Origin of the sequence: cf. Phormidesmis sp. LEGE 11477 (assembly GCF_015207105.1) — a bacterium.
In the GTDB taxonomy this organism is placed as follows: Bacteria; Cyanobacteriota; Cyanobacteriia; order Phormidesmidales; family Phormidesmidaceae; genus Phormidesmis.
Window position 1 is genome coordinate 1 of sequence record NZ_JADEXO010000167.1, and the last position, 10,505, is coordinate 10,505.

At 48.6% G+C, this 10,505-nt stretch carries 13 protein-coding genes and 1 riboswitch; of the genes, 11 read left to right on the plus strand and 2 right to left on the minus strand.

Annotated features, from left to right (window positions below; genetic code table 11):
- Positions 1–113 precede the first annotated feature (113 nt).
- On the minus strand, positions 114–380 hold the full coding sequence (locus IQ256_RS26920; protein ID WP_228025332.1) for an HAD family hydrolase: 267 nt from the start codon (positions 378–380) through the stop codon (positions 114–116).
- A gap of 60 nt (positions 381–440) precedes the next feature.
- Positions 441–612: riboswitch (cobalamin riboswitch) on the plus strand.
- Between the two features lie 38 nt (positions 613–650).
- On the opposite strand from IQ256_RS26920, the gene IQ256_RS26925 reads away from it, so the two are divergent.
- The 5 genes from IQ256_RS26925 to IQ256_RS26945 all read left to right on the plus strand — a co-directional run bounded on the left by IQ256_RS26925 (position 651) and on the right by IQ256_RS26945 (position 3,528).
- Positions 651–1,292, plus strand: coding sequence for a HupE/UreJ family protein (locus tag IQ256_RS26925; RefSeq protein WP_193858777.1), 642 nt, complete (start codon positions 651–653; stop codon positions 1,290–1,292).
- Positions 1,289–2,389: a cobalamin biosynthesis protein CobW gene (cobW, locus tag IQ256_RS26930; RefSeq protein WP_370623560.1), complete on the plus strand. Its 1,101-nt coding sequence runs from the start codon at positions 1,289–1,291 to the stop codon at positions 2,387–2,389. The genes IQ256_RS26925 and cobW overlap by 4 nt, the downstream gene beginning before the upstream one ends.
- A 60-nt stretch (positions 2,390–2,449) precedes the next feature.
- Positions 2,450–2,803: a nucleotidyltransferase family protein gene (locus IQ256_RS26935; protein ID WP_193858779.1), complete on the plus strand. Its 354-nt coding sequence runs from the start codon at positions 2,450–2,452 to the stop codon at positions 2,801–2,803.
- Positions 2,776–3,261 carry a hypothetical protein gene (locus tag IQ256_RS26940; protein ID WP_193858780.1) on the plus strand — a complete coding sequence of 162 codons (486 nt, stop codon included), beginning with the start codon at positions 2,776–2,778 and terminating at the stop codon, positions 3,259–3,261. The genes IQ256_RS26935 and IQ256_RS26940 overlap by 28 nt, the downstream gene beginning before the upstream one ends.
- Positions 3,262–3,330: 69 nt before the next feature.
- Positions 3,331–3,528, plus strand: a complete 198-nt coding sequence (locus tag IQ256_RS26945; RefSeq protein WP_228025333.1) for a hypothetical protein — start codon at positions 3,331–3,333, stop codon at positions 3,526–3,528.
- 458 nt (positions 3,529–3,986) lie between these two features.
- Here IQ256_RS26945 and IQ256_RS26955 read toward each other — a convergent pair whose 3' ends face one another.
- Positions 3,987–4,562 carry a GUN4 domain-containing protein gene (locus tag IQ256_RS26955; protein WP_193858782.1) on the minus strand — a complete coding sequence of 192 codons (576 nt, stop codon included), beginning with the start codon at positions 4,560–4,562 and terminating at the stop codon, positions 3,987–3,989.
- A 604-nt stretch (positions 4,563–5,166) separates the two neighbouring features.
- Here IQ256_RS26955 and IQ256_RS26960 point away from each other — a divergent pair.
- The 6 genes from IQ256_RS26960 (at position 5,167) to IQ256_RS26985 (ending at position 10,371) form a co-directional block, all read left to right on the plus strand.
- A complete protein-coding gene (locus IQ256_RS26960) occupies positions 5,167–5,613 on the plus strand; it encodes a hypothetical protein (RefSeq protein WP_193858783.1) in 447 nt (148 codons plus the stop codon).
- 1 nt (position 5,614) lies between these two features.
- Positions 5,615–6,139 carry a hypothetical protein gene (locus tag IQ256_RS26965; protein WP_193858784.1) on the plus strand — a complete coding sequence of 175 codons (525 nt, stop codon included), beginning with the start codon at positions 5,615–5,617 and terminating at the stop codon, positions 6,137–6,139.
- 128 nt (positions 6,140–6,267) lie between these two features.
- A complete protein-coding gene (gene trmFO / locus IQ256_RS26970) occupies positions 6,268–7,656 on the plus strand; it encodes an FADH(2)-oxidizing methylenetetrahydrofolate--tRNA-(uracil(54)-C(5))-methyltransferase TrmFO (RefSeq protein WP_193858785.1) in 1,389 nt (462 codons plus the stop codon).
- Entirely contained in the window at positions 7,657–8,613 is a 957-nt protein-coding gene (locus IQ256_RS26975) for an alkaline phosphatase family protein (protein WP_193858786.1), read from the plus strand.
- Between the two features lie 170 nt (positions 8,614–8,783).
- Positions 8,784–9,692 carry a S1C family serine protease gene (locus IQ256_RS26980; RefSeq protein ID WP_193858787.1) on the plus strand — a complete coding sequence of 303 codons (909 nt, stop codon included), beginning with the start codon at positions 8,784–8,786 and terminating at the stop codon, positions 9,690–9,692.
- 16 nt (positions 9,693–9,708) lie between these two features.
- Positions 9,709–10,371, plus strand: a complete 663-nt coding sequence (locus IQ256_RS26985; RefSeq protein WP_228025334.1) for a response regulator transcription factor — start codon at positions 9,709–9,711, stop codon at positions 10,369–10,371.
- The last annotated feature ends 134 nt before the right edge of the window (positions 10,372–10,505 follow it).

The window sequence follows — 10,505 nt, forward strand, 5'->3', positions numbered from 1 at the left end:
CTGATGGCTAGGCGCTTAGCCTGATTTGATACCTGCGATGGCTTTTCATACAGCTTCTGAAACCCCTACTTAGACTCGCTTTTAGAGATCATTAAGCTACGCTCAAATTACCTTTAGAGGGCTGGTTCTAGAGACCCTTTTGCTCGTTTCCGAAACAGCGCTTCTTTATTACTGCTGAACGCTTCCCCTTCTTCTGCTGACATATTGGGAAAGAAGTCGGACACGATGGCGCTGTTCTGCCGTCCGCTAATTTTCTCTCTATAGAGCGCTTTGTCTATTTCAATATCTCGCTCGGCAAACAGCGCTTGAAAAACCTGAAAATGTACTTTATCGCTGTCAGTTAAGGTGCCATCTAAGTCGAAAATAACGGCTTTGAGCATAGTGATAGAGTCAGGATGGACCTATAGATTTCTACAAATGATAAGGGATACAGACCTTCATCATTGTGTCGCTATGCGCCGTGCTAGTCTAGTTAGCCATGCATGGGGAAAGTTCGGTGAAAAACCGACGCTGTCCCGCAGCTGTAATGGCAATCCCTCTATAAAAAATAGAGAAACAGAGTTTGTTTTCTTTGCCTGAGCCAGAATGCCCGTGCGCTTTTTCACTGCACTCAACCACTGTCTGCGAGGTACAGACAAGGAAGGTCATCAATGAATACGCGTTTACTGAGCCGTCGGGTATTACCTGGCGCGATCTTTGCAGGCTTAGCTAGTTTGACACTGGCCAAGCCGGCACTGGCCCATCATCCCTTTGGTGGAACTGCCCCCGACAATATTTTTGAAGGGATACTTTCGGGCATCGGTCATCCTGTTATTGGTTTCGACCATTTGGCTTTTGTTGTTGCAGTAGGACTGCTAGCGGCTGTCGTTAGCGGCGGCTGGCGGATTCCGGCTGTTTTTGTCGTCGCGACGTTAGTGGGCACGGGTCTCCATTTAGCAGAATTGAACCTGCCAATCATAGAAACAGTCATTGCGATTTCGGTCTTGTTATTTGGCGGGCTAGCAGTAATGCGCGATCGCCTAAATCCGATGGTGGTAATGCTGCTAGCGGCCTTAGCGGGTGTATTTCATGGCTATGCCTATGGCGAAGCGGTAGTAGGCGCGGAGCCGACGCCCTTAGTGGCTTACTTAGTTGGGTTTGCTGCGGTGCAAAGTGCGATCGCCTACCTCGCCTATCTAATTTCCAAACGAGCGATTGAGCAAAGCCAAAGTGCTGGTTTGGTTTCAGTGCGTCACGCTGGCTTCATGGTATTGGGCGTCGGCGCAGCCTTTGTCGGAGGATTATTGGTATGAGCAAGCCGAGTATGAGTAAATTACCTGTTACCGTAATTACTGGCTTTTTGGGCGCTGGCAAGACAACCCTCGTCCGTCACTTGCTGCAAAACAATCAGGGCAGACGCATCGCCGTTATTGTCAATGAGTTTGGAGAAGTTGGCATCGACGGCGAACTGCTGCGCGACTGCCAGGTCTGTGACGAAGAAGGCGCTACAGCAGAAAACACTACAGAAAAGAACAGTAGCAAAAGCAATCCTCCAGGCAATCCTCAAAACAACATTCTAGAACTAGCCAACGGCTGTCTATGCTGCACCGTTCAAGAAGAGTTCTTACCGACGATGCAAGCGCTGATCGAGCGCCGTGACGAGCTTGATTGTGTCGTCATCGAAACCTCGGGGCTAGCTTTACCCAAGCCGCTAGTTCAAGCTTTTCGCTGGCCCGAAATTCGGACGAGTGCCACTGTCGATGGTGTAGTTACCGTGGTTGATTGCGAAGCGTTAGCCAAAGGAGACTTAGTTGGTGATTTAGACGCTCTAGAAGCGCAGCGCCAGGCCGATGAAGAGCTAGATCACGAGACACCGATTGAAGAGCTGTTTGAAGATCAGCTTGGCTGTGCGGATATGGTGCTGCTGACGAAGAGCGATCGCGTGGAATCAGACAGTCTGGCCAAAGTCAAAACCTGGTTGGCAAGTGAACTAAAAGCGGGAGTAAAAGTCGTCCCCTGTCACAGCGGTCAGATCAGCCCTGATGTGCTACTCGGCTTTGGCGCTGCGGTAGAAGATCACCTTGATAGTCGGCACAGCCACCACGACCACGAAGAAGAACACGATCACGACGAAGACATTACCTCTATTCCTTTGACACTGAATAAGGAATTTGAGCCAAAAGCGCTCGTTCGCCAGCTTACGCAGCTAGTCAACGAGCAAGAGATCTATCGGATCAAAGGCTTCGTCGCTGTACCCGGAAAATCCATGCGACTGGTCCTAAACGGCGTCGGCAATCGATTCGACTACTTTTACGATCGCCCCTGGCGTGCTGATGAGGCTCGTCAAACCAAACTCATCGTGATCGGCCATGAGCTAGATACCGAAAAGATCTGTTCGCAGCTTCAATAAAACTTTGCGAGTCTCTTAGAATGGAAGTACATCACTGTATTTCCCAGCTGGCGTTTTCGTATGGCGTTCTCCACTCACCTACTTGATGCCAGACTAGCTAGAGAAAGAAAGCAAAACGAGCAAACTCGCCAGCAGATTTTGCAAGAAACGCTAGATTGGTTGACTGCCAATGCTGAGCGTTACGGCATTAGCAGCGGTTATCTATTTGGTTCGGTAATTGTCCCAAACCGTTTTACTCAGCGGTCGGATATTGATCTTGCTGTGGAGACCTACAAGGAAGGGAATATCTGCGCCCTGATGTCTGGAATACCTGTAATGCGAGACGTTGATGTGGTTCCTCTCGATCAGTGTCACTTTGCAGAAAAGATCCGCCAGGAAGGAATAGCATGGACCGCGAAAGAGCTATCCGAATAAAAGCAGAGATAAAAGCGCAGTTCAGACTGATGGAGCGGGTCAGCGACAAGCTCGATTCTAGACTAGAAGACGGTTGGGATACGCCTGGACAGCTAGATAGCATTGCCTACCAAATTCATAATTTATACAGCTCTGTAGAGGACCTCCTGAAGCTGATTGCTAGTGCTTTTGAGAACAACGTTGGCTCTGATGGCGGCTGGCATAGATCGCTGCTATTAAGAATGAGCCAACCAATGGAGGGGATTCGACCTGCATTTCTTTCAGAGGAGTCCTTCGATTTAATGGATAGGCTAAGAACCTTTCGCCATATGTTTAGGCATGCCTACGGCGCGGATATTGACAAAGATCAGCTACGAGGAAATCTAGTCACCGCTCAAAATCTCTACGATTCAATCGCCCGAGATATAGATAATTTCTTGTGCCAGTTGATAGATTCGGCAGATGATCGCAATTTATAGCGATGCTTGACGAGTAGTTGCATGTAGAAAGTCAAGGCTAATTTCAGACAGCAGGGGAAGGATCCTCAGATGACGACAGACATACTTCTAGAGAAAAGGCTAGCCGCAGTAGAAGCAGCGATCGCGCAATTACAGAAGCAAGTTTCGACCGATCAGCCAGCAAATTGGCTACAGCAAATTACTGGCTCTTTTGAAGATGAACTTGCTTTTGAAGAGGCTCTTAATGTACGCCAGAGCTATTCGACAGGGCGACGAGTCACTTCTTGAGATTCGCCAAGAGGCATGAAATATCTGCTAGATACAGACCATCTCATTACGAGCAAATGCTCGGCATTCATGCCTACATCAACCGCAGTCCAAACACAGCTAGCACTGTAAAAGGATACGAGATGATGGCAAAGCTAGTAAATAGATTTTAGAACATTGCCGATCGTCTCATTTAATACTCAGGCAGCGGCTACATACGAACAGATCAAACCGCAGAAAATCCGACTGGCGAAAATAGATGCTCGCATTGCTGCGCTCACAATATCTCGTGGACTGACTTTATTGATACGTAATTATCAAGACTTTGAGAAGGTGGCTGAATTAGTAATAGAAGATTGGACGGTCTAAAGAATTGGGAGCATTGACAATACGTTACTACCCAAAGCCCCTATACATAGGCAATCAAGTCCTTAGGGGGTAGTCTCTCGGTTCTATTCAGACCATTGATAAAGGCACGACTACATAGAAGAACACTGTTTAATTCTTTTTAGAAAAGCATTGAATTTATACAGGTATAACCCATCTATCTTTACCGATGTTTTTATTATCCATTGATAAGAGGGTAAATGTCCTTTTGGAGCAGATAAAGAAAAATTAAACGTGGAAGCTTTTTGACTACTCCAACCAACTTCACGATCAAAGCGCGTCTTATTTTCTATGAGCGCTCTGTCGTTCTCTTCGGGAACATCCCAGATAGTCTTTTGAATGCTAAAGCCAAAATGAGAATTACTATATCTTAGCCAGAGTTCGTCAATTTTCAAAAGCTCATCGCAAGGAAAATTCTCAACCTCCAAAAGAGAAATATTTGTGAGAGGAGTCAGCATAGATTTCTTCCCTTTGGCCTCATGGAGAATAATATGACTTGTTTGGCGATCAGCTTCCTCCCAGTCCTGAGATATTAGAGCAGATTCCAAAGTCTCGTAACTATTTTTATTCTCTAATAGGCTTATTTCCCTCCAATCATAGGCAAGCTTAATCCCTGTCAATATCAAAAATATTGCCAAGATTGTCCGAATACTTTTAAGTGAAGGCATTTATACAGATTAAAGCGAGTTGACATGGTCAAGCAGTATAGCCGTCCGTAACTGATTCTAAAACTAGCACTTTAAACCTGAATTGAATTAGCGTGGGTACACTGCAAGTTATCTGTCTCAAAGCAACTACTCAGGCTGAAGTGTTGGAACAATTGGACATCCTAGAAAGACACCTTCGAGGAATTCCGGCTCAGGCAGTCCTTATTTTCTCAACGTAGAAACGTAGCCGCGAATACGACGCTTTCCTAAATTTTATAAACCTTAGCTGATAAAGGTTGCGGCTTTTCTTATTTGAGATAGAGAATTAAGCCTGAATAGTTAGGCTAATACACACATCGTGATGTGGCTCCGAAGAGATCAAGGAGGGTAGTAAAGAGCAGTGGTCATGGGAGCAAGGTTGGAGGTTCTGCGGACTTGGTGGCTGGAGTTTCGGCAAGCTGCTGCCTAGAGTTTGCTAATAGAAGAAATCTACTCAACTATCGGACTACTACGACCTGCTGGTAGATTGTCTGAACAGTGATTGTTGTGTGAGCCGGGAGGTAAGACAAGAAATTGAGTCAGGGTTGCTTTTGCTAACAGCTCAAAGTGAGAAAAGCGTGACTTGATGGCGAAACTTTACTATAGAGGTATGGTAGCGGACGACGATAGACCCAAGCTGGGTCGTAGCGCTCGTCTTCTGGGAATTAGACCAGGTGTCGACATTGACGTAGCATCCGTGCCAAAAGGTTGGCTGAATAGACAAGGCTACCTACGGATAGAAGTAAAGCGAGATAATTTGGGCGCAGCAGTAGAAGTTGCTATCCGAAACACAAAGGGGCTTTCTGTTTCTCTATCTATTGAAGGACTACCGCCGTTCAGAAAGCCCGTAGCCTTTGGTGGAAGCGGGAAAGATCCGCTGTGGCAAATCGACGATAGACTCATTACTGGCGATTTAGAAGCCGTTCAAGACGGCGCAACTCACGTTAGTATTCTGCCGAGCGCTACAATGACATTAGAGAAATACGAAGCAGCAATTTCAGCTACTCAACCTTATTGGCAGAGGATTGGTTAAGATGGCATGGGCATTCAGTCTATCTGTAGAATGTGGTCAACTTCAGAATGCAGCAGAACGCTTTGCCGCTTATTTTGAAGGTGCCGCTCTGACGCTATCGACTGGCTCTCATGCCCAGTGCGACACGACTATCTTTAAAGATATGGATGAGAACTGGTGGTGCAGAGTTTGTCCTAGCGATGTGAGTCAGATTGGCATAGAAGCGCCAGATACAGCCTACTTGATGACCGAACTGGGTATCTTGCTCTATCAGCGGTTGCGTATGGCTCCCCCCTTTCGCTATGGCATAGTCGGTATAGAAGTAGACGAATTTAGAACCTACACAGAACTATTAGAAGATTTACCAACGGTCAGCTTTCCAGGGTTGGTTATGGCTGAAGATATCTGGAGGGCCATAGCATCTCCTTCGACATTTAGATCCTTCACTCAGGGCTATGTGTGGCAACCCTATGAAGGGGAAGTGTACAAACCGCTTACGGTATCTGACGTGCTAAAAGAACAGATGCGTGATTTGTTCGTTGCGTAGTAGTAGCTAGGCTAACTAGCAGCTCATCATTCTAGTCGCTCCTATTAAAACTAATGTAAGGATGACTAGCATCGATACCCTCTAGAATTAGGCAGTGAGTCAGTTTAGTGAGTGTTTAAGTGGTAAAGATGAGTGACCAGCAGCCGATTCATGTGATTGGAGGAGGACTCGCGGGGACGGAGGCGGCTTGGCAGATTGCGCGGGCTGGGGTGCCGGTGGTGCTGCATGAGATGCGTCCGGTGAAGAAGAGTCCGGCTCATCATTCGGAGCATTTGGCGGAGCTGGTCTGTAGTAATTCGTTTGGGGCAATGGGGACCGATCGCGCTTCGGGGCTATTGCATGAGGAGCTGCGGCGGTTGGGGTCGATTGTGATTGGTAAGGCGGACGAGCATTCAGTGCCTGCGGGTGGGGCGCTGGCGGTGGATCGCGGTGTGTTTGGGCAGGATTTGACGGCGGCGTTGACTCATCATCCGCTGGTAGAGCTGCGGCGAGACGAGGTGCTGCGGATTCCTGATGAGGGTGTGACTGTGCTGACGACGGGGCCGCTGACGAGCGAGTCGTTGAGTGAGGATTTAGAACGATTTGCCGGGCAGGCTTACATGAGCTTTTTTGATGCGGCGAGTCCGATTGTGGTGGGTGAGTCGATTAACCGGGATGTTGCTTTTATGGCGTCTCGGTATGACCGGGGCGAAGCTGCCTATCTGAACTGTCCAATGGATAAGGAACAGTATTTGGCTTTTTATGATGCACTGTGTGCGGCGGAACAGGCGGAACTAAAAGATTTTGAGCGCGAGACGGCGAAGTTCTTTGAGGCGTGTTTGCCGATTGAGGAGATGGCGAGGCGAGGCGTGGAAACGATGCGCTATGGCCCTTTGAAGCCAGTAGGACTGTTCGATACGGAAAAGTATGGCGCGTTTGATGCGCCAGAGAATAAAGTGCATAAGCCCTATGGCGTGGTGCAGCTACGGCAGGAGGATAAAGCTGGTCAGCTATGGAATATGGTGGGCTTTCAGACTAATTTGCGTTGGGGTGAGCAGAAGCGCGTGTTTCGGATGATTCCGGGATTAGAGAAGGCAGAGTTTGTGCGGATGGGGGTGATGCATCGCAATACGTTTATTAATTCACCAGAGCTGCTGAATAGTTCGCTACAGTTCAAATCGCGTCCGACGCTGTTGGCGGCGGGGCAACTGGTGGGAACAGAGGGGTATACGGCAGCGATCGCAGGGGGATGGCTAGCAGGTACGAACGCCGCTCGAATTGCGCTAGGTAAAGCACCGTTAGTTTTGCCAGTGACGACCATGCTCGGCGCGATGATCGACTTTATCAGCTCGGCTGAACCGAAGCACTTTCAGCCCATGCCGCCGAATATGGGCATTATTCCAGCGCTGCCAAAGCGGGTGAGGAATAAGAGAGAACGGTATGGACAGTATCGCGATCGCGCCTTCGCCGATCTGCAAACCTGGGCAAGTGAAAATAACCTGTCGCTAGTGCTGCCAAAAATTAGCGCGATCGCCTAAATGGATGACGCTAAATCTGTTCTATCTTCATCAAATGCTAGCTTTTTACTAGTATTTCTCGATGGTGTTGGATTAGGTCAGGCCAGCAAGAACAATCCCCTCTGTGCATCAGCAGCAACGCCATTTCTAGAAGAATACTTGGGCCAAAAATTATTGGAAGGTGCATCGGCTCAATCATCTCAGACGTATCCTAATCTGTTGTTAAAACCAATTGATGCAACCTTGGGCGTAGAAGGATTGCCACAAAGTGCAACTGGACAAACAACAATCTACACAGGAAGAAATGCACCTAAGTTTCTCGGCAGGCATCAGTCAGGGTTTGCCAATGGCTCTTTGAGGCAGCTAATTGATCAATATGGATTGTTTGCTCAGGTGATGGCGCTGGGAAAAACGGCAACTTTGGCCAACGCCTATTCGCCGGAATATTTTTATGCGATCGCTCGCAGAAAACGTCGCTATTCGGTCTGCACTCTGCTGAACTTGAGTGCGGGTCTACCTTTTCGGATGCAGTACGAATACGATCAAGGGGAGGCCGTCTCCTGGAACATTATTGGCGCGGTGCGCTCGGCCAGAGATGCCAAGACGCTTAGGCAAACAGGCGCTAGAAAGACAATTTCTCCAGCCGTAGCCGGAAAAAGACTGGCCCAACTCAGCAGGCGCTATCACGTCACTTTATTTGAGTGCTATCTCACTGACTACGCTGGCCATGCTCAGGATTGGGATCAGGCTGTTGCCGCGCTTCAGCGGGTGGACGCTTGTATAGCAGGTGCGATCGCCCACCGCCCGCCAAACGTTACGCTTCTAGTCACCAGCGACCACGGCAACGTAGAAGATCTATCGACAAAGCGACATACTTTCAACCAGGTGCCACTGATAGCAATCGGCCCTCATGCCGCAGCATTTTCTCAGATAGAAGACCTGACCGGCATTACGCCTCAAATCTTGTCACTGCTATAAAAGCTCTTTCTGTTGTACTTGTATTTGCTAGGGAGCAGGCGTTGAACAGTTGTTGCTTCTTTATCTGACGAATAGCTGGCGAAGCTGCACCCTACTCATATGGGCGATGTCAACTGGCATCGTCTAAAACACAATTGGGAGCATACGCCAAAAAACAAAAAAACAAACTTATGAACACGACGCTAGAAACCCTCTCCCAAAGTCTGGCAGATATCATTGCTAACACTAGCCGCTCGGTGGTATCTGTCCGGGGCAAACGCTCAGCAGGCACGGGGATCCATTGGGAAAAGGGACTGATCGTCACTTCCTGCGAAGCTTTATCTACAGAAGATAGCCTAAAAATTGGTTTACCTAACGGTCAAACCGCCGATACGGAGCTGCTAGGAGCCGACCCGACTACCGATATCGCGCTGCTATCACTGCCAGAAACAATAGATTTGCCAACCGCCGTGCTAGGTAACCCGCAGGCATTAGCACTCGGGCAATTAGTCTCTACTGTGGGCTATCAGATCAGCCGAGGCCGAAAGAGCGCTCAGTTTGCCAGTCTAGGAATGGTTAGTCAGACGGGTCCTGCTTGGCGATCGCAGCGCGGTGGACAAATCGATCGCTATATCGTCGTTGACCTTAATCTCTACCGTGGCAGCGCTGGCTGTCCGCTGATCAACGCCGATGGTCAGGTTGTCGGCTTCAATACTTTTGGCCCTAGACGCAAGGTTTTGACCATACCAGCTACCAACGTCACAGCTATCGCCCGTCAGCTACAGCAGCGCGGCAAAATATCACAGGGCTATCTCGGTCTGGGAATGCAGGCGATTTCGCTGCCAAAGAATGTTCAACAGCAGCACGATCTCACGCAGGCGGTCGGCATTTTGATCATTAGCGTAGAGCCGGATAGCGCTGCAGACACTGCTGGTCTGGTGCTAGGCGATGTGATGCTGGCCTTTGACGGTGAAACGCTAGAAGATCTAAAGCAGGTACAGGCTTTCCTCGGTCCGCAGAGCGTTGGCAAAACGCTGCACATTCAGCTACTGCGCGGCGGAGAACTGCGTTCGATTTCTGTTGTTGTCGGTGAGCGATAGACAATGGAAATGCGCTATGGAAAAAATTGTTATCTGCGCGGATCAGTCCGCGACTAGAGCGGAAATAGCGGCGATATCAAAGATGGCAACCGTTCAAATCGTCGCTCAAGTGGCCAGCTTGCATTTGTTAGAAATTTGGCTGCAGGCTCAGCGAGCGGATCTAGCAATCATTGAGCTATCTACGCTAGGAACTGCTGAAAGCAGAGTAATTTTTCAGATGCTTGAGGATTTGCCATTAGAAGAGACGCTAAACGTACTGGTGCTGCTTGAAAATGGAATTGAGACCAAAGCGCGCGCGAGTGCCGCCCAGCTAGTTAGCACAGGTGTTGTCAGTTTAGTGCCAGTAGATATTTCAGAAAATCAGCTGAGATGTGCAATCTCAGCAATTATTAGCGGCTTCAATCTCTCGCATCCAAGCGTCACAGAGATTCTTTTTGCCCAAGTCGATCCGGCCTTTGACTTAGTCGAGCCCAATTCTATAGACCCGCTCACCCCTAGGGAAGTTCAGGTGCTCAATCAGCTAGCAGGTGGGCTTTCTAACAAGGCGATCGCCCAGGCCCTCACGATATCTGAGAACACCGTTAAGTTCCACATCAGCGCTATTTTAGCCAAGCTCAACGTTTCTAGCCGTACTGAAGCGGTGAGCGTCGGGGTTAGAGCAGGCTTGGTGAAGCTATAGCTAAGACCTGAAGGGGTGACACAGCCTACGTAAACTGTACACGGTAAGGGAATAGCGGTGTGTAGGTAAAAAAAGATAGGCTAGTTTTACGAACCAAAGCCTATCGAATAAATATGATACCTTCAGTTTACCAA

Bases quoted from the DNA above. Each gene is read 5' to 3' on its own strand.
- cobW (WP_370623560.1), top strand. From the start codon at position 1,289: ATGAGCAAGCCGAGTATGAGTAAATTACCTGTTACCGTAATTACTGGC.
- IQ256_RS26980 (WP_193858787.1), top strand. From the start codon at position 8,784: ATGAACACGACGCTAGAAACCCTCTCCCAAAGTCTGGCAGATATCATT.
- IQ256_RS26925 (WP_193858777.1), top strand. From the start codon at position 651: ATGAATACGCGTTTACTGAGCCGTCGGGTATTACCTGGCGCGATCTTT.
- IQ256_RS26965 (WP_193858784.1), top strand. From the start codon at position 5,615: ATGGCATGGGCATTCAGTCTATCTGTAGAATGTGGTCAACTTCAGAAT.
- IQ256_RS26960 (WP_193858783.1), top strand. From the start codon at position 5,167: ATGGCGAAACTTTACTATAGAGGTATGGTAGCGGACGACGATAGACCC.
- IQ256_RS26955 (WP_193858782.1), bottom strand. From the start codon at position 4,562: ATGCCTTCACTTAAAAGTATTCGGACAATCTTGGCAATATTTTTGATA.
- IQ256_RS26985 (WP_228025334.1), top strand. From the start codon at position 9,709: ATGGAAAAAATTGTTATCTGCGCGGATCAGTCCGCGACTAGAGCGGAA.
- trmFO (WP_193858785.1), top strand. From the start codon at position 6,268: ATGAGTGACCAGCAGCCGATTCATGTGATTGGAGGAGGACTCGCGGGG.
- IQ256_RS26940 (WP_193858780.1), top strand. From the start codon at position 2,776: ATGGACCGCGAAAGAGCTATCCGAATAAAAGCAGAGATAAAAGCGCAG.
- IQ256_RS26975 (WP_193858786.1), top strand. From the start codon at position 7,657: ATGGATGACGCTAAATCTGTTCTATCTTCATCAAATGCTAGCTTTTTA.
- IQ256_RS26920 (WP_228025332.1), bottom strand. From the start codon at position 380: ATGCTCAAAGCCGTTATTTTCGACTTAGATGGCACCTTAACTGACAGC.
- IQ256_RS26935 (WP_193858779.1), top strand. From the start codon at position 2,450: ATGGCGTTCTCCACTCACCTACTTGATGCCAGACTAGCTAGAGAAAGA.
- IQ256_RS26945 (WP_228025333.1), top strand. From the start codon at position 3,331: ATGACGACAGACATACTTCTAGAGAAAAGGCTAGCCGCAGTAGAAGCA.